The organism is Neobacillus niacini (assembly GCF_031456445.1).
In the GTDB taxonomy this organism is placed as follows: Bacteria; Bacillota; Bacilli; order Bacillales; family Cytobacillaceae; genus Neobacillus; species Neobacillus niacini_I.
The window spans coordinates 58,894-84,962 of sequence record NZ_JAVDUQ010000026.1 but is presented as its reverse complement, the minus strand read 5'-3'; the positions used below and the strand labels follow the sequence as shown (position 1 = coordinate 84,962).

Sequence of the window (26,069 nt, the reverse complement as noted above, 5' to 3'; positions counted from 1 at the left end):
ATGTCATTGCATTACCTCATTCTACTGTTTATCTTAATATGTTTAATAACTTCTCAGTTAGTAATTGTAACAAATTTGAAGCAGTCAATTAACCATGATTTGAATATTTTTCTTATTGAGCTAAACTGCGCCGTTAGCGCAACAAGAAAAGGGTACTGCAGCAGTTCCCTCTTTAACTCTTGCACCCTTTACTTCAATAAGAAAAGAGTTGATGTAATCAACTCTTGCGTCTTTTTTAATCTATACCCCTGATGAAATCATACCAAAGTAAGTAATTACCCCTGCAATAATTATAAAAATGGTGAGCGAAATATTAATCATACCCCAAAGTATTAATTTCTTCAGAATAACTAAGTAAATTGAAAAAAAGAATCCGACTAATAGCAAACCAAGTGATATTTGAATGGTGTAAGAACTGAAAATACCCGTTATTAAACAAAGAATTGCTAAAATAGGAAAAAGAAACTGGAAGTAACTAAGTAATTTATCTGGCATAAAAAATTAACCACCTTTGCTGTAAGGGATTGATTTAATTGTAATCTAAATTACCTCATTTTCCCATAAAAAAATTGAAATCCTTCTTCAACTAAATTGCCCCGTTAGCGCAACAAGAAAAGGGTACTGCAGCAGTTCCCTCTTTAACTCTTGAACCCGTTAGCCATCTATGAAGCGAAAAATCACCGCTTCACCACAGAGAATGAAAATAGTTAGGAAGTGTCAATACTGATACTGACCTTAATCCAGTCAACCAATTCATAGACTTATTAATTAACGCTCTCCTCTTTTTTTAACAATTGAGCAGGGTTTTCTTAAGTATTGTCATTTTTCAAATCCCGAGGAAACTTATTTTCATGGTAGTGGAACAAGAAAAAAGAGATTCCGCAGCAACCCAATCTTTAACTCTTGCACCCGTTTGTTTAAGTACAATTCTTCACAATCTGTATTTTATTGTATAGAAAGAGACGAAATTTTTTTAGTTAGAGCACTCAGAAACTTCATGTTTAGTCCTTCAAAACAACTATCCAGATAAGTAACCAATAAAGAAAGAAAAGCCGATTCTCCTGAGTGGGGGGTAGCGTCAGCAAAACGCGAATTTACAACGTTAAGGAAATTCAAAAATAAAAAGCCCAATTTCTCAGTAAAATTGGGAAATTGACCTTTTTCGTTACTCCAATAAAGCGTCCGATGGGTAAGATTAGGGTATCTATTCAAATTGAGTTAATTCCTGTAAATGAATATTTCACTAAATTTTCAACATAAACATCATCCAAATTTTCACCTATCACTAGCAATCTATAGAAAATTGGTCCGTAAATGAGGTCAATACTTAAATCGAGATCGAGATTTTCCCTCAATTCTCCTCGCTGAACCCCCCGTTCCAAAAGTTGCTTAGCCTCAAGCCGGCGAGGATGGAAGTATCTGGTCCGATATGCCTCCGCCAATCCTGAATCCATTTGCCCTTCACCAATCAGCTCCTTAATGATTTTACCTTCCCGACTGGTCAAAAACCGAGCTAAACTAGTGGCATGGATAAGTATGTCATTAAATACTGAACCCGTGTCGGGAACCGGCAGTCTTGCCGCAGCAGCAGCTAGAAAGCCGTCCATAACAACGTCTGCTTTGTTGGTCCACCATTTATATATGGTGGCTTTACTAACCCCTGCCCGCTCAGCAATTTTCTCTACAGTGACTGTTCCAAGGCCATTTTCCAACAATAAATCATATGAAGCAGAAAGGATAGACTTTTGCGTTTCAACATTACGTGGACGTCCTCTTTTGGCATTCATTCGAAATCCTCCCCTTTTACAATAAAAACTATACGTTCATTATACTAAATATTTAACAAAAAGAAAAAATGGGTATTTACAAAACTGTACGTTCAGTATATTATTGGAATATGAATTTCTAAACTATACGTTCATTATTTAATTTGCGATGGCAGTACTGAATATTGCTTGCCCTGCCACACAAATAAAAAATGAAAATGGGGGAGGATTACAATGAAAACGAATCAAATTATAGAGGGTAAACGCATTTCAAGCTGGATTATGTTTCTGATAGCATCCGCATGTGGTCTTATCGTTGCTAATCTTTATTATGCGCAAACTCTGGTAGGACCTATTAGTGTCTCTATAGGTCTTTCTTCGGCAGCAGCAGGATTAATTGTTACCTTAACACAAATCGGTTATGTTGTAGGGCTGCTGTTTATCGTACCGCTTAGTGACATTTTTGAAAATCGACGTCTCGTGGCAGTATCACTAATTGTTGTGGTATGTGCATTGCTTGCGGCAACTTTCGCCCGCAATGCGCTATCTTTCCTGACTGCGTCCCTGTTTATTGGACTGGGATCTGTGGTAGCCCAAATACTAGTTCCCTATGCCGCCCATTTAGCGTCTGAAGAACAGCGCGGTCGCGTGGTTGGAAACGTGATGAGTGGACTCTTACTTGGGATAATGTTTGCCAGGCCGGTGGCAAGCTTTATAACCAGCATTTGGGGATGGCAAACAGTATTTGCTTTGTCGGCAATTGTTATCGCTCTATTGACGGTTCTGTTGTCACGTATTCTCCCTGAGCGTAGACCTTCACCTACGATAAACTACGGTAAATTAATTATCTCTTTAGGCGCCCTCTTAAAACAAACGCCTATATTACGCCGCCGGGGTATTTATCAAGCTTGTTTATTTGGAGCCTTTAGCCTGTTTTGGACTGTGGTTCCTTTACGATTGGTGGATGATTTCGGAATGTCCCAGCAAGGCATCGCTTTGTTTGCATTGGTAGGTATGGGAGGCGCGATAGCAGCACCTATAGCTGGAAGACTTGCCGATAAGGGTTGGACCCGATTTTTGACCGGATTGGCAATGCTTATTGCCACCTTGTCGTTTTTGCTGGCATATATTTTTCAAGGCCATTCAACAACAGCTCTCATATTGCTCATTCTTGCCGCTATTATGCTGGATGCGGCCGTATCGGGAAATCTAGTACTTGGACAGCGGGAGATTTATTCATTGGGGAGTGAAGCAAGAGGCCGACTGAACGGGCTTTTCATGTCTATATTTTTCATTGGCGGAGCAATTGGCTCTTCTTTGGGCGGTTGGTCTTATGCCCATGGCGGCTGGAGTTTCACATCTCTAATTGGAGTTGTTATGCCTCTTTTAGCCTTACTTTACTTTCTTACTGAAAAAAGAACCTTCTGCAAAGGACGTTGAAACCCTTGCAGATGATTCATTCAGAGCAGTGAAACTTCCAAAGGCGGGAGAGCACATTGCAAGCAGCGATGAGGTTAGGAAGTCGATTCTCCTAGGCGCTGTAAACAAAACACCGACTATAAGCAGGTCGGTGTTTTTCGTTTGAGAGCCTTACTCCATTAAATAGCCCTAAATGTAATAAAATGACTAACGTTTTTAAACAACAACAGTAATATAAAGTATTTTTCATGTATGGCAACTGTCAAAAAGATGCATTATGACAGACCTGATATGTCAGAAAAGAGTGTGCCATAAGGTGAAAAATGGGAGTTTCGCAATATGTCATCCCTGAAAGGTACTTTATGCCACAGAGAAACGATTCTTAGCTTGGGTTAATTCAAACATTTTATCTTCTTAGACTTCTTAATGTTGTAAATTCGCGTTTTGCTGACGCTACCCCTAAGTAGGATGATTGGCTTTTTCTATAATTATGAAATATTGTACTTGAACTAACCTGCCAGATAGTTGAAGAAGAAAAAAAGTCGCAGCAGCGACCTTTTGTTGAACATCTGTACCCTTTAGTTGAACAGCTTAAATGACATACAATTCCAATGCTTTGCATCCCTTTTTCTTGTACCTTTCCAACCCTTTTTCTGTAACTCTTTAGCAATTAACATATTAAAAAAACCGTGTCCAACTAAAGCTACCGATTTATATTCATTAGCATAATCAATTAGCTGTTGCGATGCCTTATTTGCCCTAAATTTTGCTTGATTCAGAGACTCGCACTCGTTTGAATAGCCACTGAACCATAGTATTCTTAATACAATTGCCCAGATATTGGGCTTTAATTTCACATTAAATAATTGGGATGAATTAGAAGGTAACTCCGTTTCTCGGAATAAAGGGTCAGTAATGATTTCCGTTACTGGATTTAATAATCTTGCAGAATCAACAGCCCTTTTTAAATCACTCGTAATAACAATATTTGCAGTTGCAACTTTTTCAAGGGTTGCCGAGGGAAATGTTGACTCTTCAAACACACCGTTGTAATCATACTTATCAACCCACTGCTTAAATTCCAAACAAGTTATTTTATCATTTTCAGTTAGTTGTGATTTTCCATGTCTAATCAATGATATTTCCATAATTCTTCTCCTAGAATTTGCACGTTAATTACTACCATTAACTGTTATTCTATAAAAGAATTAAGAAATCCTTCTTCCACTAACCTGCCCCTTTAGTTTAACAAGAACTATTTACTCATTTACTGCACATTTTATTCGAAGTGTGACTTTAAGCATTCTTTTCATAACTTAAGAAATTTATTGAATATACACTCCTAAAAAAACAAATATTAACTTCATACTTTTAGAAGGAGCTGCAATATGATAAATAAAATTGTATTATGGACTATTCTTATTGCTCCTTGGTTCTCTTTGTTTTTTCTAAAGAAGGACGATATAAAGCGATTTATGCCTGTATCTATTTTTGCGTCTTTTTTAATGCTTCTTTATAATGTTATAGCTTACAATCAAAAGCATTGGATTGTAAAAGTCACAATAATACCATGGTTCAAACATTTTTTTATGCCTGGAATTTTAGGAGCTTTTTTGATAATAACTCTTTGGATTTTTTATTATACATATAGGAAATTTTGGGTGTATATGATAACAAATCTAATATTAGACTTTATGTTTGCGATTTTCCCCATTCATTATTTGTTTCAAGATAAATTAAAAATTTACCAACTAATAAACATTACTCCTTGGGGCAGATTTGTTCTCTTTGTCTCTTTGTCGATAATTATTTATGGTTATCACAGATGGCAAGAAACGATTTATAATAAAAATATCTAATAAAATATCTATTTGTTAATGGAAAAGGTTTTTAAAACATCAAAGCAATTTCTTTGATATTTTTTGCGTTTACTATTCCGTTTTTTTTTGCGTCGCTTTTTGTGTCAAATGCGCCATTCATAACCAACTCCTTATTCCAATAACCTGCCCTTTTAGTTCAACAAAAAAAGGGCAGTCGCAGTGACCCCCATTGTTCAAGTATAGCACCCGTTCCTTTAAGAAAATTATTTTACGGACTATATCCCAAAGTCATACTAAAGAAAAAAGCATAAACGAAAAGCAATCCCATTCCAGCTACAAAGAAAAGAGACATAAGAATTTTTCCTTTAAAGTCTTTCTCTCTTTTAAACCAAGAAAAGCATAAGATTAGAAATATTACTGCTGTTGGCACTAAATATAGTAAAAGCCCTATATCAGACCAATCTGAATTTTTCTTCCAATAAATATCAGGAATAGGAGGATGTTCATAAAGGTGACTAATTCTTTCTCTCACTATGATGAATACCAACGTAAGTACAAAGAAGTATCCATAACCAATATATTTAACAATATCAGGAAATACTCTTGAGCGATGTAGTACAACAGCAACAACAACTAATAAAGGTACCAAAGGAAAATAGTCGCCCACTTCCAATTTTTTCACCTCTTTTCTTTAGAAATTTGATTAAACACATCTTTGCATTCACTTTACCATATAAATCCATTTCCTTGTTAAACTATCCTGCGCCGTTAGCGCAACAAGAAAAGGGTACTGCAGCAGTTCCCTCTTTAACTCTTGCACCCGTTACTTGAAGAAGATTCTCGAATCAAAACTGAACTACATTAAGCCATTGACCGTCGGGACCAATGGTTAGATGGGGTATTTTATTTACCTCAAACATTTTGAAAATGTCCAAGTTATTCTTTGTTATTTTCCTTAATTGTTCTGATACATCAGTCTCGGAAAAAACCAGATAGTCCATTGTAGTAGACCGTAAATAAAACTCATAAATGTATCTTTTTTGACTGTCATTTATATACCCTAATAAGCCCATTTCCTTTGGAAAAAACCTTGGTAATGGGAATTTATTAACTTCAATAAAGTCATTTGAAACTTCATTGAGTAGTTCTTGTTCACATTCAGGAATAACTACATAAATGTAACAGTCTTTCTTGTAAATGTGTGAGATTATTTCAACAAATTCCTGTTCATCTATTTCTTCATCAAGTAATATTTTTCGTACATTTGGAACGTTCTCCAAATCAAAATCACCCCATTTTTATGATTACACAATAAGATTGGGTATTTTTTCCTTATTCCACTAACCTGCCCCGTTACTTCAATAAGAAAAAATGCGTCTCCACTATTGTAGAAACGCACCTGTTTGTTTAAGTACAAAGCTTCACAAACACTTTTTTGCTCCATAAACCAGTCCCGTCATTAGACAATGGAAAAGGCGATGCCACTTTAGAGCATCGCATCCGTTAATGAACAGAAACTGAATAAATTAAATATCTATTTGAATTATTTTTTCGAATGAGAGGAAAGACCCCGACCGATAAGGTTTGCAGAAACTGGCTTTCTTCCCAATTCTCTTGCCCAAATTGATAATTGTCCTATATGGTGAATTTCGTGAGCAATGGCATGTCGCATAACTTCACCCCAAGTATCCGTTACAATTCTTCCATTTGGCAGGGTATCGTAAAATAATTGATTTTCCATACTAGCATCCCAGTTGTTCACAAAGTTCTCTACTTCTAAATGAAATTCTGCATCCAATTTTCGAACCTTGTTCAAGCTTTTATAATTATCGAAACTCTCCTGAAAGTCAATTTTACCCTGTAAGAGACGTATCCAGCTCCACTCGACATCAACAATATGGAATAGTGTATGCAATATACTTCCCATTCCACCCGTTCGGTTTTGCAAAAGCTCTTCTTCACTTAACTCTTCACACCAACGATACCAGTCTTCTCTTACCATCCAGTTATATCTAAAAAGTGTTTGCAATAAAACCCCTCCGCAATAAGAAAATAAATTAACCGTTAAAATATACTTTAGGAATATTAAAAAACCTTATTTAGTATTACTATTTCAATAGACATAGTATAAATTCCTTGTTCAACTGAAGCAGTTAGCTAAATAAGACAAAGCCACCTAATGGCAATGTGGCTGGAACTTAAGCAAGTTAATTGTTATTTTTTCTGAAGAAAGGTAAATCAGAAAAAGCTGAACCGAGTGATATTACGGAAGGCAAAGACTATGAAATTAACATTCCCGTTCGTATTATAAGATCAGCCAGATATTTCTGATTGATCATTTTTTATTTGGTTTTATTATTACGTAAGCCGGGGTAGAACGTACCTGCCCGTGGGACAATGATCCCGTCAACTAAACAGTTCGCCCCCTACTTGCTTAAACATGTTTTGGCTGGTTGTGACCATTATCTCATATAACAAGCGAAGCTATGACACTGTAAGAAGTACCAGGGGTACCCAGTTTTTCGAGGAAAGAAGATATTTACTTTTTTGATTAATCCCCTAGTTTCTTATCGTGCCAAAAGCTCTTCCTTACGAAAAGTAAAGACAGATGTAATCGATTGCAGAAATCTCTGCTTGCTGTACTATATAGAGGAATTGGAACCTTATAAAAAAACGTGGAATACGCAGTTAACCCATCGACAGTTGTTAGTTTCCCTTTAATCTACTAAAGCTTAATTTATTCAAAGCACTAAGACATAATCTTCCCCTCATTTTTCTAATGTTAATTGAAATTCGTGTCTAATTAAAATTCATTTTTTTGTGAAAATAGGTATGTTTATTTCTACCCCATTGTCTCCCTGAACAATTTTGTGTGCCAAATACTCACTTCCCTATTTTTAGGAAAAATAAAAAAGTCACTCGAATGAGAGACTTTTATAAAAGTTTTTGAACTTCTTGATATCCTTTATCAAGTAAATCAATTTCTCCAGACCATACTTGAATTTTTTCATGATTTCCTTCAACAGTATTAATTATTTGACCAACGTCATAATCAATATACTCAAGACTACAAAGCTTATTTAGATGAGGTATAGCCTGACCATTATTTTTAAATCCTAGATCTTTAAATATTATCGGCTGATCATAGTTATATTTTAATTTATAAAGAACAAATAAAAGCTTTAGTTCAAGATCATTTAACATGCTATCACCCTCTCAACATTCAAATTTAACAAGTCTTTTACAAGGGGAATTAGTAATCAAAAATTTTAATCAATAAAAAACCTCCATTTATCTTTTTCTAAATTCTAAAATTTCAAAATTAATTTTCCCTTAACAAAAAAATGTTTTATAAATTAACATTAATATTTGATTAATAAAGAAGACACCCATTCGGGTGCCCTTTTTAAATTTTTGTCATTTATTTTTTCACTTCCTATTAATGTAACCTGCCCCATTAATCTCTCAACAGTATCTACAATAAACGCGTTCTCAGACGGAACGGTTTGTTCAAGCGTGTAACAGCTTCAAATCTTCATTCTGATTTCAGAACCTTTGATTAAGTTGAAACCTTTTGGATTGAAATTCAAAAGGAAATTTCCAGTGAATAAATACTTCGCCTCTAAGCTTTTCACATTATCAATTTTAGCATCGTACTATCTCATCCTAAACTTGTTGCTTTTGTCGGATAGGAGGGAAACATCTCAGTTACCGTCCCTATAAAGATCCGTATAGAAACAAAGTAGACAAAAAATATGTCCACTTTATTTTGTAAGATAATAAATATTTTTCCTATTAACATTATTTTCAACGTTTTGTTTCTGTTGTTTTTTATACTTCTTTTCGTAATTAACAAACATTGAAACATTGACTAAAATTCCTACAGCAATTGCTAATTGAATCAGAGAAGATCCTCCATAACTGACAAATGGTAGGGGGACACCAGTAAGTGGGATGAGACCAGAGATCCCAGCAAGATTAACAAAAGCTTGGATGCCGATCATGCTTGAAATACCGATAGCAAGTAAACTTCCAAATGGATCTTTGCATTGCAATGCAATATAAATCCCTCTTAACACTATATACGCTAATGTAATGATTACAAAACCAACACCCCATATTCCTAACTCTTCAGCAATAACAGCCATAATAAAGTCTGTATGTGATTCTGGCAAATAACCAAGCTTTTCGATCCCTTTTCCCAATCCTAATCCATTTATTCCACCATTACCAATTGCTATGTATGAATTTACAAGGTGGTATCCAGAGGTTTCTTGGAACTTAAATGGATCTTTTAAAATTTCAAAACGATTCATTCGAGTTGATGTGAAAATTTTATTATAAAAAAGAAGAAAAAATGGTAACAGTACTATAACACCAAGTGTACCTAGTTTCGATAAATTTTTAATATTGATTCCAGAAGAAATAATGATAGCTCCAGAAAATAATAAAATAAGTTCAACTGTACCGAAATCCGGTTGAATGGCAATTAATATACAAACTACTCCTAAATAAACTAAAGGAGGTATAACCCCTTTTTTAAATTCATTTATATATTCCTGTTTTTTAGCATACTGTGCAGATAAATAAATAATCACACAAAGCTTAACAAATTCTGCCGGCTGAATACTAAACGGTCCAATTTTAAACCAACTTTGTGCATTTCCAGCCACATGTCCAAAGAGAAAAAGAGCCATTAGGATAAAAATGGATGAAAAAACAATCGTTATAAGTACTTTTTTGCTTTTCAAGGCTTTATAAGGGAATAAGGCAGTAATAACAAAGAAAAAAGCACCACATAGTAAAAATAATTTTTGTTTCTGATAGAAATAATCACTGGAAACTCCATATCTTTCTACAGCAGTAGCCATGCTCGCACTATAGACCATGATTAAACTAAAGAGAGATAATAAAGTTATCGCAATAATTAAAGTATAATCATAGGATTTTACAATTTTCTTAAACATCATTTCCTCCTCTTTATTAATTTCTAAAAAATTTTTAGTAGTTATGTATCATAAATTAAGACTAAATCTTACTTTGTATAAGAAAAGGTAATTTCAGCTTTACTATAGCAAAAAAGTATTAGGATTTTATTACAAATAAACTATAATTGGATTATTTTATGAATAATCGCAGCTTAATTTTAAAAATATGTCAAAACTAATAGTATCCGAGCATAAACTATATTTTTTATTCGACTGGGAAAGATATCAGAAATAATTTTATATAAGGAAATTCGAGTTAAAAGGAAGACGAATAAGAAACGAAAAACACCTTAAATATAAGGTGTTTGTATTTAGCAATGGGTAGTAACACTCTTCAAAAGGAATGATTTTTTTTCAATTGATTGAGAAGAATTGCACTTAAAGTAGCAGGTGTTATTTGCTTAATTTCAGGAAGTGTGTTAAGTACATCAAAAAAATAAAAACGATTGAACCCAATCAGCTACGCCACAGTCAATTAAATTAATATTTAATAAACCTTTACATAAAATCCATTAGAACTTAAAAAACTGCTTATATAATATGATTGTGATTGATAAATACAGTTTTTCCAAAGAAACAGTAAAATCTTTTTTTGATATAAAAATCTGAAGACTAAAATGGGGTATCTGTCATGGAAAATATCTTTTTATCAATATACTTCACTACAGTTATTTATACTCTTTTATATATTAACTTACCTTCTATGCATGAGGATGACTTTAAAGAAATACATAATAACTATATGACTAATAATTGGATGGAATAATTAATAATTGAACTGTTGGTTTGTTTACTATTTTTCTGCTTTCCAATTCTCGGTTAAGCATGCTAGATACATAAACGAAAAAAGGACCCCCGCACTTGTCGCACTTGTTTAAGGCACAAAACTTTGAAGGCTATTAAAACCTCAATAATATCTTGTATGCATTTAACGAATTATGACATATTTATTAAAATCTGTATGTTGAAAAGAGATGATACTATGAAAAAGATTAGCAGTACATTACAAAAAATGATTGAAAAAAATAAACGTGAGATTTTATCAAATCAAAGTAAACTGAGCGATATAGAGAAAAAAGTTGACACCAAAATAATTGCCAATGGAAAATAACATTGATATAAAATGGCTCTTATCTGTATTTCAACATAAATATCCAGTTTCCTTTAAAGTAAGTTATTTTATTAAATGGCCCGTTTGTGGAATAACACTCGCCTCCTCCAGTAGGGGGAATCTAGGTAAAGTATGAATCTCGAAATACAAAAATGTCAATAAATCGTAATAATCACAATCGACATGAGGATGTTATAATCATCCTTTTTAGAAATAACCAAACTCCTACTAGCTTTAATCACTTCTAAAGTCACTTATCCATTCACAAAACAGGGGTAAAAATTTATCTTTTAATTGGGGGATTTTATTAATGTGGGTAATTACTGTCCATTCAAAAGAACATACTATTATGTTTGAGTTTGACACAGAAAGAGAAGCAAGAGAAACTTTTGAGAAAATTCAGGGTAACAAAATCCTTTCAGAGATTATCTATTTCAATGATTCTTGCTTTGCAACGGCTGTTTAGGATTCTTACCACATTTTACTGGATTTCCCGGTATTTTCATTGTTCCTGCCACTGGATGATTCACTTCTATAAGCATTTCCCGGGCTTTTGTATGTTCATCTTCGCATATGTCATCAAATGTAAAGATTCTATCTTGGCATCATACGATTATAAGATATTGCCGAATGGAGAGATATTAAACGACTAGGAAATACATCCAAATGGACAAAGAGCACCTTCGACACCAACATAAGAAATTTTCACCTGTAAGAAGATTTTTTAATTTGAATAAGAGAATTTAACAAATTTAAAACCACCAATCCAAGACTGGTGGTTCTTTATTCTTAGTTTAATTTTCCAAGTTTTTATCTGCTTTTTGATTTGTTGTAAAGTAATACTATACCTACCTTTTCAAATCTTGATAGATCATTTTAGTGTATAAATAAAGAAGGAAAAATTTATAACCTAATTTATTTACTAGATTCCTGTTAATTAGTGATACAGACATTGAATGGTTATCAATATAAAAGGAGATTATGAACCTCTCCCTCTCCCCTTCTCAGTTTAAATATTTTAAGCGTGATCGAGAAAGAGAAATTAGTATCCTCTCTTTATTCTTAGGTACAGAGATTCGAGTAAATGAGTAATATTTTCCCAATTTTCACTTTATTACCTCCGATAATAGAAAAAGGCAAAACCCTACCTCTTTCTAAGGTAATCGGTTTTGCCTGATTTAACAGTTGCACTCCGTTCTGTATACGCTTACCTCTTATTATCATATGACTTTTGGATTAGCAATATTTTTTAACACAAATATTCCGTAGATATGTGATCTGTTACTCCTGCTAGCCTAGCGAATTAATTTTGGTATATAGTACCCATCCTTTTTTCAACCTTCAATATTTATTTTCGTTTCCTCCAAAAATAATTTGACCATCTACATCATAAACGGTTACCTTAACTGGCAATTTAACTTTATCTTTCTGGAAAGTAACATACCATACCCACAAGTTATCCCTGACGAAAAACCTGTTTGGCTGTATATTGCCTTCACTATTAATTATTATGGTCTTTGCATCATCTCTGGCAAATCCATATATAATGGAAAAATTCTTTTGAACATTATTTTTGGCTCTCCAGTCTATTGGTCCATTCTCCTCTTTCTCTTCGTTAAACTCCTGGAAATCCATCATTGGAAAAATAAACTTTTTAAAGTCAGTAAACCCTTTATTGGTAAGCACAGGAATGATTCCTGAACTACTTTCAGCAAAAACTAAATTTGAATTCGTATCGAACAAAAGGATTTTTTTGCAATCTCCAAATTGTACCGTTACTTTTTCACAGATTCTTTCTTCCAAGGATGTACTTGGCACATTAGGACGAGCAGAAATTGTAGGTTTTGTAGGTCTCGTAGGGCGCAATGCCAAAAAATAAATTACAACCATTATTCCTAAACAGAGTGCTGATGTTAATAAATACTTTCTCATCTCAATCCCCCAATTTATATTAATCAGGCAATTTAATAATAAACCACCCGCTGACGATTTTCTGAGTCACTTTTTCTGCTATTTTAATTGATTTTAGAATATTAAAAAAGTGATACAATAGAGAAATAGACAAATATTTTTAAAGATTAGGAAGTGGAATATTGAAAGCAATCTTATTAAAAGTAGGTTTATTAGCAACTCTTTCTGTTGGTTTAGTTGCTGGAAAAGCTTCAGCAGAAGAAATGGATTGGTCTAAAAAATGTTTACCAATGGGTGATATTAAACCGAATGAAAATCCAAACTTTCAACAAATTAATTGTTTGTTAACGAATGCAGCATTAAGTAAGAATATACCACCTGAAGTTGTGAAAGGGATCGCTGAGAAAGAATCTTCTGGTTGGAAACAGTTTGAAAACGGTCAGGTCGTTTCTGATGGTAAAGGATATGGAATTATGCAAGTAACTGATACTGACCCAGATCCAGAAAGACTTAAAAGAGATATTATTTATAATATCAATCAAGGTGTAAATATTTTAAATGAAAAGTACTGTTGGTTAGAAGCTTTAAAATTGCCTGGGATAAAAGGTACTGGAAGAGAAGCAATTGAAAACTGGTATTTTCCAGTTATGGCATACAACGGAACTGTGCCGGTAAATAGTCCAATAAAACGTAGTGACGGGTCTAGAAATTGGGATACTTATCAAGATAATGTCTTTAAAAATATTAAAGTACAAAGCTTCTTAAGTAACACAACTCTAGCTAATTTTCCATTTGAGTATGATGATTTTAGTTATGATTCCAACAGTAGCGCAAATATTAAGTTTAATAAGTTAGAATATGTTTTACCTAATGAACTTCATGAATCTGTTTATTTACTGAAAAAAGGTGAAATAGTAAGAGTAACAAGAGATGGAGCACCATTAAGAGAACAGGCTAATACGTCATCAAAGAGAACAACACAACCTTTAAATAAGACTTTTATTTTGGATGGAGATTTCAAATATACAGAAGAACTAGATACAGGAGAACCAGATAAAGATAGCCAAAACGTTTTTAATTGGTTCCATGTAACATCAACCGATGGTAAATCTTCAGGTTATATAGCTTCTGCCTATGTCGCCAAAAAGAAAGATTTTGTTGCTCCAATTGTAACTGGAGTCAAAAATAATGCTGCTTATAATAAAGATGTGACAATCTCTTTTGATGAAGGTACTGCTATATTGAATGGTGTTCCCTTTACAAAAGGTCAAACAATTAAAAAAGGCGGTACATACACTTTAGTTGTTAAAGATGAAGAAGGTAACACAACGAAAATCATCTTTACAATTGATAAGACTAAACCAGCTATTCCTTCAATGAATAGTGTGTCAGATCTTTCTACTACGGTTACAGGAAAAGCTGAGGCAGGTTCAACAGTTAAATTATCTATCAACAATAAGTACCAAAAAAGTACAACAGCGTCAGCAAGCGGCACCTACAAATTTACAATTTCGAAGCAAAAAAGCGGAACAACGATTAGTGTAACTGCTACAGATAAAGTAGGAAATGTAAGTGCATCGAAGAGTTTAAAAGTCGTAGATAAGACGCCACCAGCTATTCAAAGTGTTAATAAAGTCACTTCTAAATCTAAAATTGTAACTGGAAGCGCCGAAAAATACGCGACAGTGAAAATTTATAGAGGAAGTACACTTATTGGCAAAGGGTCGGTTTATTCAAATGGCAAATTTTCAGTAGCTATAAAAACTCAGAAAGCGAATACGTATTTAAAGGTTTACGCGATAGATAAAGCTGGAAATAAAAACTACCGTACGATTAAAGTCGGAAAATAATTAATACGATGTGATAAGAAGTGAATTTCTTATTGCATCGTATTTTTTTGTAGCAATCTGGAAATAAAAGTGGAGAAGTGCATTACTTTTGAAAATTTGGCGTTTTTAAACCGCCCAGCAATTTGAATAGCTCATTAAGTAAATAGTATGTAAGTTAAACTTGTGTCAATCTATGTAATATTTACCTATTTTCGGACAAAGAACCATTTTCTAAAATCATCTTAGAACACTTGATATAACTGAGTTGGCAAGACTGTGTTGGAATCGGACCCATCAGACCCTTGCACGCAAGTTTCAAGCAGTTTTGAAAACTTTGCGCCTTAAAGGAGGAACAACTATGAACCTTAAAGCCACGCTTATCTCGTGGAGCGATGTCCGGCTAATCCACGACAACCACTCCAATAACATCATCAAAATTAATCCGGTGAAACTCTCCTGACTCCGCTTCAACCCGCAGCTGATGTGTAATAGGATCCAAATAGTGTATCCGCCCATTTATATCCGAAGTGAATCCGTCCGACCATATTGTAATAATCACCGCAAAATTGTATTCCATAGCGTAAGATATCCGCTGGTCGAATTCTTCGAGCTCATAGACGTCGACAATCGGCTTTACTATCCGTTCCTGGTCGCGCCACAAATCACGCTGACCCTTTATTAGCTCCGGCATACCAAACGCAAATTGCCATTTCTTCATACCTCGGTCACGAATTGTCATATTGGTCATCTCCTTCGTTCTTATTATATACGAACAAACGTTCTATATGAATATAAAATAAAAACGCCTCTCTTCATTAGAACGCGTTAAAAAATTTTAACTTTCGATGTACTTAACATTAGCAAAAGGTACTAAAGTCGTATGTCCAAAGTTATTGATTCCCATAAAATAAGAATCATGTAACGAAATAAATATTAATTCTATTACTGTCCCGTCATTAAAATGAACTGATACATAAGAACCCTGCAAAAAATTGGACATCCTTCTTCACCCCCTCTTTTATCATATTCCTTAAACTTAAATATTGTTAAATAAAAAATACGCCACCGTTTAGGTGACGCAATGAATTTATCGTTTTATTAAGCTTTCCAGTTATCTGATTTAATGCGGAGTACTTCTCAACTTGGTTTATTAACGATTCTTTCGATATGTGCGTATACCGCCCCAATTTGATCAAGCTCGCTCATGTGCCGTAAAAACTTGCTCGACTACCTTTTTATTATTTAACAAACGTGATAATCCAAAGGTTGTAATACTTGCAAACATAACACTTAACGCACTGAACCAAGGAATTGAAGTTAATGATATTTGCCCCACAATTACTCCACCTAAACCTGCACCAACCGCAAAACCTAATTGCATCATTGACTGGTTCAGACCCAGCAACACATCTGAGGATTCAGGTGATATCGTTGCTAAATTATATTGCTGAGTTGCACCTGATGACCAGCCTGCAAATGACCAGACTGTCAATATAATAAATACTGCAATAATTGAATGTGATACAAATAAAAGTACGACTAAAGATGTTACGTTTACAAGTAACCCTCTTTTTAATGTGAAAATTACGCCTCTTTTATCTGCACTTAAGCCACCTAGTTTAGAACCAAATAAGCTTGCAACTCCAAGAACAAGTAAAGTAATGCTTATAAGATGATCACTCATACCTACAGTATTTACAAGGAATGGAGATAAATAAGTAAAAATAATCCCGTACCCTGTCATTAAAAAGAAGGTGATTGATAATGCTAACGCAATTTTTGGTTGTTTGAACATAGCAATTTGTCTCGTTAAAGGGATTGAAGCATCACCATTCATTTTTGGTATTGTATTTAAAACAATAAAAATGACAAGTAACACTAATAATGCTATACCGATAAATACAAATTTCCAGCCATAGGTAGATGTAATAAAACGTCCAATCGGAACGCCAATGATTAATGATGCGGTAAATCCCATGACAACTGTTGCAATTGAACTTGCTTTTTTATTAGCAGGTGCGATCTTTGCTGCGATACTTAAAACGGTAACGACCGCTACCCCAGTACTTAAGGCCATTATAATGCGAGTAATCATAAATAATCCATATCCTGGAACTATCACTGAAAGTAAATTTCCTACAATAAAAACAAATAACGAATAGATCAGTAATTTACGTCTTTCCATTTTAGCCGTTAACACCATTAATATAGGTGTACCGATTGCATAGGCTAATGAAAAGACTGTAATTAATTGACCAGCCGCCCCAATTGACACTCCTAGAGCATCTGCCATTTTATCCAAAATACCTGAGATGATGTACTGTGAAGTACCAACTAAAAAACTTATCAATGCTAAAATATAAATCTTTACTGTATTTGACATGTGAAATTTTCTCCTCATTATCACTATTAATTTCTATGTTTCTATAAATACTGAAATAATATACAAAAGATAGAAGCTATATAAGCTTCATTCTATTCTAGTGCTTTAAATTAATGTATTAAGATGCTTCTTGACATCGTATTCTTCCAATTCTATACCATTTTTCAAACGATGAATAAAATCAGGATTAGAAATGAATGGACGTCCGAAAGCAGCGACATCAATGATTCCTTCTTCAATCGCCTGATTCGCCATTTCTGGATTTAATGTACCCACCCCAATAATGACACCGTCCCAGTATTTTCGGACTAATTGATGCATCGTTTTTCCCTCTGCAAGCACTCGATCAAATTGCATAATCGATGGGTGAATCATTGTTGCACCCGCTTCCTTAAATGCCTCAACAAATGTACGAATAGCCATTTCTGGATCTTCCCACATGTAATTTGGTATATCTGCTTTATGAGCAGAGAATCGGATCATTGTTCGTTCTGTACCGATTGCGTCAATAACTGCTTTAATTACTTCCTTCATAAACGTTAATCTTTGAGCAAGGTCACCACCATATTCGTCTGTACGATGATTTGTTATATCTGAATTAAATTGGTCAATTAAGTAGCCGTGGGCACCGTGAATTTCCACACCGTCAAAACCTGCTGCTATTGCATTTTTTGCAGCTTGCGCATATTGATTGATTACTTCATTAATATCTTTAATTGTCATTTCTTCAGGAACATCATATGGCTTACGGAAACGAGAGACAAGTCCTTCAGCTGGAATAGCTGATGGTGCTTGAGGAGGCAGATTTCCAGCAAGCTCGTGATGAGATAAACGACCAACATGCCATATTTGAGCGATCATTGTTCCTCCCTCTTTATGCACAGCATCAGTTACTTTTTTCCATCCCTTAATTTGTTCATCTGAATAAATGCCTGGAATTCCAGGATAGCCTTTTCCACGATGACTAATGACCGTTCCTTCTGAAATGATTAAACCAACTCCATCGGCAGCACGTTTTCGGTAATATTCAACAATATCCTCTCCTACTACCCCCGTTTGATCATCTGCAAAGGATCTTGTTAAAGGAGCCATTGCAATACGACAGCGTAAATTCCAAGCTCCGATTTTTACCGGTTCAAACAATTTACTTTCTAAACCATTTTTTAAATTTCCCCAAGAATTTGTTTCTTTGCTAATTTGACCCATACATTTTCCCCCGTCCATTTCATTTATTCGGTATTTCTATAAATACTGAAATTTAATTTAAAATTATTCCGCTTTAACACTAAAGTAAAGCGGGAGCGTATTGTGCAAGGACTTCTCGTTGTAAACTGTAATATCTGAAGGTTCCCTCTCTGCGAACTACTAATAATCCGCAATCGAGTAATGGTTTTAAATGATGAGTCAATGTTGAATTGGCAGGGACTTTTAATTGATTTGCCATTTCCAGGCAAGCTAACTCTGATCGCCCCGCAAGTAATTTCACGATTTGTAAACGAGTCGATTCACCTAGTGCCTTATAGACTTTTACTGCAATATCATCATTCACCCCTAAAAACCTCCTTTCAGCAATTCTTATTTCAGTATTTCTAGAAATATTGTATTTAATCAGAGATACTTTGTCAAGAGAGTGCTTTTCCATTTTTTAATTCAAAGGCTGTTTTCTTAATTTAAGAATGTGATTGTGATTTCCACTTCATGATGCTCGCTTCTAACCCACCCGTTAACCAACCATTAAGCGCAAAAATCTGCGCTTCACCACAGAGAATGAAAATGTTTTCGTACCGTCAATACTGATTCTACGGCTGGAAGAGGAAGAATCAATAATGGGTAAACGAGTCGAGGTAATTAATGCACCCTGGTACACCGAGCAAGGGATTACAGAAGGTGTAATTTGCGGATGGTATGGTGCCGGTCTTGGTGGACATATCTCAACAGTTAAATTATCTATCAACAACAAGTACCAAAAAAGTACAACAGCGTCAGCAAGCGGCACCTACAAATTTACAATTTCGAAGCAAAAAAGCGGAACAACGATTAGTGTAACTGCTACAGATAAAGTAGGAAATGTAAGTGCATCGAAGAGTTTAAAAGTCGTAGATAAGACGCCACCAGCTATTCAAAGTGTTAATAAAGTCACTTCTAAATCTAAAATTGTAACTGGAAGCGCCGAAAAATACGCGACAGTGAAAATTTATAGAGGAAGTACACTTATTGGCAAAGGGTCGGTTTATTCAAATGGCAAATTTTCAGTAGCTATAAAAACTCAGAAAGCGAATACGTATTTAAAGGTTTACGCGATAGATAAAGCTGGAAATAAAAACTACCGTACGATTAAAGTCGGAAAATAATTAATACAATATTCACTAACATTTCACCCCTACCCTTTTATTTGCTAAGAATACATTAGTTCAAGAACAAGACAAAGACGAAACTTTCTATAAAAAATCCTATTCAGAAATTTGAATAGGATTTTTTTATAGCTTTATAGATAGCAAGCATTCATTAAGTTTGCAGTTTTTAAGCACGAAAAAAAGTAGCAGAACATCCGCTACTTTACAGTTTAAAAATCCATATCTATCACTTCATTAATAGTCCCTGTAACTTGATCACTTTCGAGTAATTGCCCTTCATTTAAATCATTCACTTCTTTAGCGTGTTCCATAGCAGCTTTTGTGTTATTTGGATTAGCAGGATCAACAGGACGAGAAGTAAGTTCATTTTTAAGTAAGTTAATCTCACTTAATACCTCAGTGCGCAGGGACTTTAACAACGTTTGAAATTGATCCTTATCTAATTTTTGCTCACCGAGTTTAGTTATAAAATCCCGTAACTCGTTTGCTTGGACGGACCCCATCCCAATAGGATCAACAACGAGACTTGAGTCAATTTCTTGTTTAAGTAAGTTAATCTTGCCTAAAAATTCTTCACGAAGTGTATCTATTAAGTGCATTGTCTCTTCTTTTTCCAATTTATCCAAATCCCGCTCAACAAGCTTCGTTATATAATCCTCCAGCTCATTTTCCTGTGCTTTTTTCTCAAGAAATGAATAAACCTTTGGAGAGATTTTCGAAGTTTTAAGCGTTAATCCTTCACGTTCGTTTTTATTTCCTGATTCCAAATTCATTAATCTGAACACATCCGTTTGGAGATTAGCAGCCGTAAAAAAAAAGTTTGATAGAGCGTATAATGGTGCAAACATCTGCGCACCCAGTTGTGAATACATGTTGTTTAATCCGTAAGCGGATTTATCACCAAGAAGATGATCTTTGTTGCTCATACGTTCTTCTCCCCTTCTTATGCCAAAACTACGTTAGTTTCATGCCTGCTTAAAATTTCTAGACCATATAAATTTAACTTTCTTGAATCTGGAAGGAATAGATGATTTTGCTCTCGAATTTCGACGCCATACCTTTTATCAATCGATTCTTGGAGGAATCGTTTAAGGATTCTGGCAATTCCACCTATATATACATATTTATAGACTTTATCTTTAGGTGATGGGAATGTGTTTTCAATTTTCGTTAATAAAATTTGCGTGTACTCTCTTAATGAATCATGGATTAGCTCTGTGAGATCAACCTTTATCCCGCTATTACCATCCCGTTGCTCCATTTTTGCTTTTTCAATGTTATTGATAATGAATTCTTCTAATGAACGAACATCATCAAAGTACTCGAGTAACTTTTCACTTCTTAGTTTTTCAATATGTTTTAAGTAAGAAATGTCAGCGAAGCAGTTCAATGAATCCCTGCTCTTTGGAGCTTGAAGTCCAGCTTGAAGCAATGCAAGATCAACGGTCCCTCCCCCTAAATCCACAATTAGGGTTTCATAGTTTTGAAATGAATTTGCTTCCTCACGATCTTGCAAATCAAAATCTTTTTTTATTGCCCAGCGAGAAACTTCGCTTTCAATCCGGCATTTGCTTGTATCGACGTGAATGGATACAACTCTTTCAAATCCTGGAGTTAAAATCGCTACTTGGTGCTCCCCTTTAAATCGACTGGCCATTTTATTTTGCATATCACTGAACTTGTTTGTTTTCTTAAGTAACCAAATTGGAAGCATGGTTGAAAAATAATGAATGTTCACTCGGTTATCTTCATTATCGTTTCCTTTTAATACATTGTAATAGGCAACTGATGCCAGGAACATCACATAGGGAATCTCAGATTCCGTTTTATCATGAAGCTTGTTGATATGAATATTTCCTAACACCTGTTTTTCCGCAGAATCGCCCACCAAATAATATTTCTCCACACCTTCTATCGTAGTTGAAATGAGCATATTTTGAAGAAGGAATTGGGGATCATTAAAAGTAGATGGAAAGTGGCCGTCGGCCTTATCCTTTGTTATTTCTACTACATTTGTAGGAATCTCAAAATAATAACCATCCACAAGGGTTTGAAAGATAGAATTACCAAAATCGACATTCTGACGCTTTATATCCATTATTTCTCCTCTTTTCATGGTTTTTCCTGATAATAAGTATATATTTTTTTTCTCTATTTGTCTAAATATGTTAATAATTTTTTAGATTATGAAAAATTAATCTTTAACATTATTATTAGTGTTATTGGGAGTTTAGGAGCAAATATTATGTAGGTGAAAAACATCCACAATTTGGTGTTGAAAGGACATTAAGGTGTCCACTACTGACATGGTCACACTATAAATGCTGCCCGCGCCTGGCTGCTTCTTTTCGACAAGATGACCGGAGGAACATCTTGGGCATCCGTATTTTGGCGGGATGGCTTGATGGCCGCATCCCTTGCAGACGACTACGGTGATTTCCATGCGCTAAATCCCCTTTAGGTAACCCCGGTATCAAAAGTTTGAATTTAACTAAAATAAACAAAAAAACCGCATCAGTGAAAAAATTCACCGTGCGGTAAGTAATGATTATAGTTGGCGGGACTGCGTGGGAATCAAACTCACCAGACCTGTCACGCAGATCTCAACCAGATTCTGACAATAAATCATATAGAGTACAGGCAATTATTTTTGTGGCATCAAGCAAATCTTCCAGACGAATATTTTCATCTGCCCGGTGGCCATTTGCCTCTTCCAGCACTTTCGGGCCGACACCAAACATGATGGTTGGAATATCTTCTTCAAAAAAGTGGCGGGCATCTGCATAAATTGGGACTCCATTGATAGATAGCTTACCTTTACCCTTCATAATTAATTCCCAGTTCGAACCCAATGCCGCAATTAACTGGGAATCTTCTGCAACTGGACCGAAGCTTTTGGCATGAAGTATTTTATTAATCTCCACTTTTAATCCTTTTATAGGAGCTGCTGCTTGATGCACAATTTCACGCAGCTCCGCTTCTGCTTGCACTTCGTCTTCATCCGGTATCAATCTTCGGTCAATCCTAATCTTGCATTCATCCGGCACGACATTGGTGTTAATCCCTCCTGAAATGAGTCCCACCACCAGGGTTGGATGATCGATGCCTGGTACCAATGACTTTTTCGTCCTGAGAGTTTGCCGATATTCATATAAGGCATTTAAAATTTGCGTCGTCGCCTCAATGGCATCTATGCCTGTATGTGGTAAGGCTGCGTGGGCAGACTTGCCGGTTGTTTTAATTTCAAAGTGTAAGCAGCCATTGTGAGCATTTACCGCTGAATAAGTAAACCCGGCAGCAATAGCCAAGTCAGGCTGGATGAACCCATGATCAAGAAGCCATTTTGGACCTAATTCTCCCCCGGTTTCCTCATCAAAAGTAAATGCCAGATCCACTCGCCCTTGTAGTTGTCTCTCAATCCCAGCCTGTTTTAATGCGAGAATGGCATACGTATAAGCAGCTATATCAGATTTGGAAACAGCCACTCCGCGTCCATACATTTTTCCATCAATGATTTCTCCTCCATACGGGTCAACACTCCAGCCTAAACCAGGCGGAACCACATCGCCATGTGCATTTAAAACAATGTTGGTCTTTTCTCCGCTGCCAAATTTGGACCTCGCAAGGACATTTGCCAAACTAATCATTCCTGCCGCTTCCACTTCCTCTTTGTCTACCTCTATCAAGGACACATCGTCAAATCCAAGCTTACAAAGCTGCTGATGTAAAAGGGAAGCCATAGGGTAACAATCACCAGAAGGATTATCTGATGGAGTTTGCACTAATTTTTGTAAAAAACCAATCATTTCAGCTTGGTGCTCCTCAATCCACTGGACTAAAAATGACTTATCATGCATCATATAACTCCTCCTCTTTGCTATTTGTAAGCTAGCCGATGCAATAATTGGATTAGAACGGATAGTCCTGTTTCTAAATCATGATTTGTAGTATATTCAGACGGAGAATGACTAATTCCTCCCTGACTTGGAACAAACACTAACGCGCTCGGACACATTCGCGCAAAAAACTGGGAATCGTGCCCCGCTCCGCTATTCATCACATGATAAGAAATATTACTACTCATACAAATGGTTTGAACCATGTGTTGCAACTGTGCATCCATTTGAACCGGCTGAACATCATGCCACATTTCCATGCCAATCTCCAAACCCAACTTTTGAGCAATTTCAAGAAACCGCCGCTTAAACTGTTCGCAAAAAATGCTCAAAACCGAATTCACCGGGTGTCTTGCATCTACCGTAAATTCCACTTGCCCTGGTATCACATTCGGTACATTTGGTTCCACAAACAGCTGACCAACCGTTGTAACAAGGTCTTCGTCGTATTCTTTAGTTAAGCCATGTAAATCATGAATCATCGTTACGGCTCCCAGAAGTGAATCTTTTCTCCACTTCATTAAGGTTGTACCAGCATGATTGGGCTCTCCCTTTACGGTAATTCGAAACCTTTTTTGACCAACAATCGACTGAACAATTCCGATGGATTTTTGAAGTATTTCGAGACTGGGGCCTTGTTCAATATGTAATTCAACAAAGGCAGAAATATCACTACGGACTTTGTGTGGTTGCTCGACAATCCCGATTCCAGCCTCTATCATTGCCTGCTCAAAACAGATTCCCTCAGAATCTCTTAAACCATTAATATCTTGAATGCAATAGATTCCTGTCATCATGCCGGAACCCCAGCAGGCGATAGGAAAACGGCTCCCTTCCTCTTCACACAATGAAACGACCTCGAGATTCACCTTGGGGTGGCCATGATGCTTTTTAAGATGCTTTAACGCAAGGATACCCGCTAAAATTCCATAAGCTCCATCATATTTTCCCCCTGAAAGAACAGTATCGATATGAGATCCCACCAGGATTGTCGGAGCCATTGAATCTTCAGACGCTAAACGCCCAAACAGGTTTCCTATTGGATCATAAGAAGTTTGCAGCCCCAAATCCTCCATCCATTCCTTTAAGGCCTGCTGGGCTTCCTTCCAGGGTTTGGAGTAAAGAGTACGTGTAACACCACCACCAGGAACTGTACCATACGAGCTTAGCCAATCGATTGCTTCTGCCATATTGTTGGGAAATGGACTCATGATACTCCCTCCATGGTTAGAGACACAGACCAAATTTCTCTTTTGTCATACCTGTTTGGTCGTCATAAATAACTTTGCCGCGTAAAATCGTTTTTTTTATTTTGACTAAAAATTCCCTATTCTCATACGGGGAAAATTTATTCCGAAAACCAAAGGATTTTTTATCCGCTAAGGTCTTTTCATCCAATCGGATCAACACTAAATCTGCATCCAATCCCGGACGAATCCTCCCTTTTCGATCCGCAATTCCAAATCGTTCAGCTACACGTGAGGTCCCTAAAGGCAGAATGTGTTTTAGTTTTATTTTTCTCTTTAAAGCCTCATCGAGCATTGCAAGCCATGTAAATTGTACTCCTTGAATTCCGCCCCAAGAATTCCAGATGGTGTCTGTTGTTTTCATAGCATAAAGACATGGAGAATGATCGGAACCTATCGTATCAATCATGCCCTTCGAAAGGCATTCCCATAATCCTTCGACCTCGTCCCGAACCCTTAGCGGCGGCGCACATTTAAGGATAGCCCCTTGCTGTAAGAAATCATCTTCATCAAAAATTAGATAGTGCGGGCAGGTTTCTAGCGTTACGTTTACACCGCTTTTTTTAGCTAGTTCGATCTGAGCGACTACTTTTGCGGAACTAATATGGACAAAATGAATGGCTGTTCCATATTTTGCGGCAAGGTCTAAGGCATAATTTACAGCCTTTTCTTCTGCTGAAATAGGTCTGCTCAAAGAGAAGGCTTTTCGTTCATTAACACCAGGACGTTGCTTATAAGAAGTAGTCAGTCTCACAATCTCCTCTTCCCATTCCGCATGGAGGGCGAGAATTTTATTGTGCTCCTTTGCCACTTGCATGGCTTGTTTTACACCCTCCGGTGAAACCAAAGTAAAATCCTTAATTCCGCTTTCGCTCATAAACGCTTTCCATGCAATAATTCCATCACTCATTTGTGCCAATTCTGTCGGGCTTTCAAGATTTGTGCCTGTCAATCCGCCCCAAAGAGCATAATCAACATATGATAGAGAGGTTAAATAATTCTTTTTTTCTAGTAAATTTTGGTAGTTGATAATAGCAGGGGAACAATTGAGCGGCATATCAAAAATGGTGGTCGTTCCGCCCATAGCGGCTGCACGGCTACCTGTCTCCATTCCTTCCCAATCGGTTCGTCCTGGATCATTATAATGGACATGGGCATCTATAAAACCGGGAACAACAAGACAGCCGCTTGCATCGATGACATTTTTGTTTGTTTCTTTCAAAGGTTCAGCTTCATCTTTTACAAGGGAGTCAATTTGCTCATCTTTGATTTTTATGCTTATTTCCTGAAATCCAGCATCTGTAAAAACCAGGCCATTTTTTACCCATAACTCCGTTGTCATCTG

At 35.8% G+C, this 26,069-nt stretch carries 26 protein-coding genes and 1 pseudogene; 7 read left to right on the top strand and 20 right to left on the bottom strand.

The genetic code is table 11. The annotated features are described in order from the left end of the window. Window positions 1-240 precede the first annotated feature (240 nt). Both J2Y67_RS19145 and J2Y67_RS19140 read right to left on the bottom strand, forming a co-directional pair. Window positions 241-495: a hypothetical protein gene (locus J2Y67_RS19145; protein ID WP_310176535.1), complete on the bottom strand. Its 255-nt coding sequence runs from the start codon at window positions 493-495 to the stop codon at window positions 241-243. Window positions 496-1,208: 713 nt separating this feature from the next. Continuing rightward, window positions 1,209-1,787 (bottom strand): TetR/AcrR family transcriptional regulator, encoded by a 579-nt coding sequence (locus tag J2Y67_RS19140; protein ID WP_310176533.1) that lies wholly within the window; start codon window positions 1,785-1,787, stop codon window positions 1,209-1,211. Between the two features lie 213 nt (window positions 1,788-2,000). Between J2Y67_RS19140 and J2Y67_RS19135 the strand changes: the two genes are divergently transcribed. Beyond that, the gene (locus J2Y67_RS19135; protein WP_310176531.1) at window positions 2,001-3,206 is read left to right on the top strand and encodes an MFS transporter; all 1,206 of its coding nucleotides are present in this window, start codon (window positions 2,001-2,003) and stop codon (window positions 3,204-3,206) included. A 557-nt stretch (window positions 3,207-3,763) separates the two neighbouring features. Here the strand turns inward: J2Y67_RS19135 and J2Y67_RS19130 are convergent. Continuing rightward, a complete protein-coding gene (locus tag J2Y67_RS19130) occupies window positions 3,764-4,333 on the bottom strand; it encodes a histidine phosphatase family protein (protein WP_310176529.1) in 570 nt (189 codons plus the stop codon). Between the two features lie 240 nt (window positions 4,334-4,573). Here J2Y67_RS19130 and J2Y67_RS19125 point away from each other — a divergent pair, with 240 nt between their 5' ends. Continuing rightward, entirely contained in the window at window positions 4,574-5,044 is a 471-nt protein-coding gene (locus J2Y67_RS19125) for a hypothetical protein (RefSeq protein WP_310176528.1), read from the top strand. Between the two features lie 229 nt (window positions 5,045-5,273). On the opposite strand, the gene J2Y67_RS19120 is transcribed toward J2Y67_RS19125, so the two are convergent. The 3 genes from J2Y67_RS19120 to J2Y67_RS19110 form a co-directional block, all read right to left on the bottom strand. Beyond that, window positions 5,274-5,678: a hypothetical protein gene (locus J2Y67_RS19120; RefSeq protein WP_310176527.1), complete on the bottom strand. Its 405-nt coding sequence runs from the start codon at window positions 5,676-5,678 to the stop codon at window positions 5,274-5,276. A 172-nt stretch (window positions 5,679-5,850) separates the two neighbouring features. After that, window positions 5,851-6,285 carry a hypothetical protein gene (locus J2Y67_RS19115; protein WP_310176525.1) on the bottom strand — a complete coding sequence of 145 codons (435 nt, stop codon included), beginning with the start codon at window positions 6,283-6,285 and terminating at the stop codon, window positions 5,851-5,853. Window positions 6,286-6,548: 263 nt separating this feature from the next. Further along, window positions 6,549-7,034, bottom strand: a complete 486-nt coding sequence (locus J2Y67_RS19110; protein WP_310176523.1) for a DinB family protein — start codon at window positions 7,032-7,034, stop codon at window positions 6,549-6,551. A gap of 486 nt (window positions 7,035-7,520) precedes the next feature. Between J2Y67_RS19110 and J2Y67_RS19105 the strand changes: the two are divergent. Beyond that, window positions 7,521-7,711 (top strand): annotated as a pseudogene (locus J2Y67_RS19105) (IS110 family transposase); the annotation flags it as partial. Between the two features lie 228 nt (window positions 7,712-7,939). On the opposite strand, the gene J2Y67_RS19100 reads toward J2Y67_RS19105, so the two are convergent. Both J2Y67_RS19100 and J2Y67_RS19095 read right to left on the bottom strand, forming a co-directional pair. Next, window positions 7,940-8,209, bottom strand: a complete 270-nt coding sequence (locus tag J2Y67_RS19100; RefSeq protein WP_310176521.1) for a hypothetical protein — start codon at window positions 8,207-8,209, stop codon at window positions 7,940-7,942. Between the two features lie 560 nt (window positions 8,210-8,769). After that, window positions 8,770-9,972: an FtsW/RodA/SpoVE family cell cycle protein gene (locus tag J2Y67_RS19095; protein ID WP_310176519.1), complete on the bottom strand. Its 1,203-nt coding sequence runs from the start codon at window positions 9,970-9,972 to the stop codon at window positions 8,770-8,772. A gap of 1,003 nt (window positions 9,973-10,975) precedes the next feature. Between J2Y67_RS19095 and J2Y67_RS19090 the strand changes: the two genes are divergently transcribed. Next, window positions 10,976-11,104: an FbpB family small basic protein gene (locus J2Y67_RS19090; RefSeq protein ID WP_310176518.1), complete on the top strand. Its 129-nt coding sequence runs from the start codon at window positions 10,976-10,978 to the stop codon at window positions 11,102-11,104. Between the two features lie 310 nt (window positions 11,105-11,414). Next, on the top strand, window positions 11,415-11,570 hold the full coding sequence (locus J2Y67_RS19085) for a hypothetical protein (RefSeq protein WP_310176517.1): 156 nt from the start codon (window positions 11,415-11,417) through the stop codon (window positions 11,568-11,570). On the opposite strand, the gene J2Y67_RS19080 is transcribed toward J2Y67_RS19085, so the two are convergent. Further along, on the bottom strand, window positions 11,539-11,646 hold the full coding sequence (locus tag J2Y67_RS19080) for a hypothetical protein (RefSeq protein ID WP_310176515.1): 108 nt from the start codon (window positions 11,644-11,646) through the stop codon (window positions 11,539-11,541). The genes J2Y67_RS19085 and J2Y67_RS19080 overlap by 32 nt on opposite strands. 799 nt (window positions 11,647-12,445) lie before the next feature. After that, complete coding sequence (locus J2Y67_RS19075) at window positions 12,446-13,036, bottom strand: hypothetical protein (RefSeq protein ID WP_310176513.1); 591 nt, start codon at window positions 13,034-13,036, stop codon at window positions 12,446-12,448. 161 nt (window positions 13,037-13,197) lie between these two features. Between J2Y67_RS19075 and J2Y67_RS19070 the strand changes: the two genes are divergently transcribed. Then, on the top strand, window positions 13,198-14,865 hold the full coding sequence (locus tag J2Y67_RS19070) for an Ig-like domain-containing protein (protein WP_310176511.1): 1,668 nt from the start codon (window positions 13,198-13,200) through the stop codon (window positions 14,863-14,865). A gap of 379 nt (window positions 14,866-15,244) precedes the next feature. On the opposite strand, the gene J2Y67_RS19065 is transcribed toward J2Y67_RS19070, so the two are convergent. From J2Y67_RS19065 to J2Y67_RS19050, 4 genes are all read right to left on the bottom strand, one after another. Next, the gene (locus J2Y67_RS19065; protein WP_310176509.1) at window positions 15,245-15,583 is read right to left on the bottom strand and encodes a YolD-like family protein; all 339 of its coding nucleotides are present in this window, start codon (window positions 15,581-15,583) and stop codon (window positions 15,245-15,247) included. 453 nt (window positions 15,584-16,036) lie between these two features. Then, window positions 16,037-17,227, bottom strand: a complete 1,191-nt coding sequence (locus J2Y67_RS19060) for an MFS transporter (RefSeq protein WP_310176507.1) — start codon at window positions 17,225-17,227, stop codon at window positions 16,037-16,039. Window positions 17,228-17,332: 105 nt separating this feature from the next. Then, window positions 17,333-18,433, bottom strand: a complete 1,101-nt coding sequence (locus J2Y67_RS19055) for an alkene reductase (RefSeq protein WP_310176505.1) — start codon at window positions 18,431-18,433, stop codon at window positions 17,333-17,335. A 79-nt stretch (window positions 18,434-18,512) separates the two neighbouring features. Continuing rightward, on the bottom strand, window positions 18,513-18,869 hold the full coding sequence (locus tag J2Y67_RS19050) for an ArsR/SmtB family transcription factor (RefSeq protein WP_310176503.1): 357 nt from the start codon (window positions 18,867-18,869) through the stop codon (window positions 18,513-18,515). 184 nt (window positions 18,870-19,053) lie between these two features. Here J2Y67_RS19050 and J2Y67_RS19045 point away from each other — a divergent pair, with 184 nt between their 5' ends. Then, window positions 19,054-19,578, top strand: a complete 525-nt coding sequence (locus J2Y67_RS19045) for an Ig-like domain-containing protein (RefSeq protein ID WP_310176502.1) — start codon at window positions 19,054-19,056, stop codon at window positions 19,576-19,578. Window positions 19,579-19,790: 212 nt separating this feature from the next. On the opposite strand, the gene J2Y67_RS19040 is transcribed toward J2Y67_RS19045, so the two are convergent. The 6 genes from J2Y67_RS19040 to allB all read right to left on the bottom strand — a co-directional run bounded on the left by J2Y67_RS19040 (window position 19,791) and on the right by allB (window position 26,066). Further along, complete coding sequence (locus J2Y67_RS19040) at window positions 19,791-20,507, bottom strand: hypothetical protein (protein ID WP_310176500.1); 717 nt, start codon at window positions 20,505-20,507, stop codon at window positions 19,791-19,793. 17 nt (window positions 20,508-20,524) lie between these two features. After that, window positions 20,525-21,679: a ParM/StbA family protein gene (locus J2Y67_RS19035; protein ID WP_310176499.1), complete on the bottom strand. Its 1,155-nt coding sequence runs from the start codon at window positions 21,677-21,679 to the stop codon at window positions 20,525-20,527. Window positions 21,680-21,811: 132 nt separating this feature from the next. Then, window positions 21,812-22,024: a PhlB family protein gene (locus tag J2Y67_RS19030; protein ID WP_310176498.1), complete on the bottom strand. Its 213-nt coding sequence runs from the start codon at window positions 22,022-22,024 to the stop codon at window positions 21,812-21,814. 160 nt (window positions 22,025-22,184) lie between these two features. Continuing rightward, the gene (locus J2Y67_RS19025) at window positions 22,185-23,441 is read right to left on the bottom strand and encodes an ArgE/DapE family deacylase (protein ID WP_310176497.1); all 1,257 of its coding nucleotides are present in this window, start codon (window positions 23,439-23,441) and stop codon (window positions 22,185-22,187) included. Between the two features lie 17 nt (window positions 23,442-23,458). Then, entirely contained in the window at window positions 23,459-24,688 is a 1,230-nt protein-coding gene (locus J2Y67_RS19020; RefSeq protein WP_310176496.1) for a Zn-dependent hydrolase, read from the bottom strand. 16 nt (window positions 24,689-24,704) lie between these two features. Continuing rightward, window positions 24,705-26,066 carry an allantoinase AllB gene (gene allB, locus J2Y67_RS19015; protein WP_310176547.1) on the bottom strand — a complete coding sequence of 454 codons (1,362 nt, stop codon included), beginning with the start codon at window positions 26,064-26,066 and terminating at the stop codon, window positions 24,705-24,707. Between the last annotated feature and the right edge of the window lie 3 nt (window positions 26,067-26,069).

Bases quoted from the DNA above. Each gene is read 5' to 3' on its own strand.
- J2Y67_RS19085 (WP_310176517.1), top strand. From the start codon at position 11,415: ATGTGGGTAATTACTGTCCATTCAAAAGAACATACTATTATGTTTGAG.
- J2Y67_RS19055 (WP_310176505.1), bottom strand. From the start codon at position 18,433: ATGGGTCAAATTAGCAAAGAAACAAATTCTTGGGGAAATTTAAAAAAT.
- allB (WP_310176547.1), bottom strand. From the start codon at position 26,066: ATGACAACGGAGTTATGGGTAAAAAATGGCCTGGTTTTTACAGATGCT.
- J2Y67_RS19090 (WP_310176518.1), top strand. From the start codon at position 10,976: ATGAAAAAGATTAGCAGTACATTACAAAAAATGATTGAAAAAAATAAA.
- J2Y67_RS19075 (WP_310176513.1), bottom strand. From the start codon at position 13,036: ATGAGAAAGTATTTATTAACATCAGCACTCTGTTTAGGAATAATGGTT.
- J2Y67_RS19040 (WP_310176500.1), bottom strand. From the start codon at position 20,507: ATGAGCAACAAAGATCATCTTCTTGGTGATAAATCCGCTTACGGATTA.
- J2Y67_RS19100 (WP_310176521.1), bottom strand. From the start codon at position 8,209: ATGTTAAATGATCTTGAACTAAAGCTTTTATTTGTTCTTTATAAATTA.
- J2Y67_RS19140 (WP_310176533.1), bottom strand. From the start codon at position 1,787: ATGAATGCCAAAAGAGGACGTCCACGTAATGTTGAAACGCAAAAGTCT.
- J2Y67_RS19125 (WP_310176528.1), top strand. From the start codon at position 4,574: ATGATAAATAAAATTGTATTATGGACTATTCTTATTGCTCCTTGGTTC.
- J2Y67_RS19065 (WP_310176509.1), bottom strand. From the start codon at position 15,583: ATGACAATTCGTGACCGAGGTATGAAGAAATGGCAATTTGCGTTTGGT.
- J2Y67_RS19080 (WP_310176515.1), bottom strand. From the start codon at position 11,646: ATGCTTATAGAAGTGAATCATCCAGTGGCAGGAACAATGAAAATACCG.
- J2Y67_RS19130 (WP_310176529.1), bottom strand. From the start codon at position 4,333: ATGGAAATATCATTGATTAGACATGGAAAATCACAACTAACTGAAAAT.
- J2Y67_RS19050 (WP_310176503.1), bottom strand. From the start codon at position 18,869: ATGGAAAAGCACTCTCTTGACAAAGTATCTCTGATTAAATACAATATT.
- J2Y67_RS19020 (WP_310176496.1), bottom strand. From the start codon at position 24,688: ATGAGTCCATTTCCCAACAATATGGCAGAAGCAATCGATTGGCTAAGC.
- J2Y67_RS19045 (WP_310176502.1), top strand. From the start codon at position 19,054: ATGGGTAAACGAGTCGAGGTAATTAATGCACCCTGGTACACCGAGCAA.
- J2Y67_RS19135 (WP_310176531.1), top strand. From the start codon at position 2,001: ATGAAAACGAATCAAATTATAGAGGGTAAACGCATTTCAAGCTGGATT.
- J2Y67_RS19145 (WP_310176535.1), bottom strand. From the start codon at position 495: ATGCCAGATAAATTACTTAGTTACTTCCAGTTTCTTTTTCCTATTTTA.
- J2Y67_RS19030 (WP_310176498.1), bottom strand. From the start codon at position 22,024: ATGGAAATCACCGTAGTCGTCTGCAAGGGATGCGGCCATCAAGCCATC.
- J2Y67_RS19025 (WP_310176497.1), bottom strand. From the start codon at position 23,441: ATGATGCATGATAAGTCATTTTTAGTCCAGTGGATTGAGGAGCACCAA.
- J2Y67_RS19060 (WP_310176507.1), bottom strand. From the start codon at position 17,227: ATGTCAAATACAGTAAAGATTTATATTTTAGCATTGATAAGTTTTTTA.
- J2Y67_RS19035 (WP_310176499.1), bottom strand. From the start codon at position 21,679: ATGGATATAAAGCGTCAGAATGTCGATTTTGGTAATTCTATCTTTCAA.
- J2Y67_RS19095 (WP_310176519.1), bottom strand. From the start codon at position 9,972: ATGTTTAAGAAAATTGTAAAATCCTATGATTATACTTTAATTATTGCG.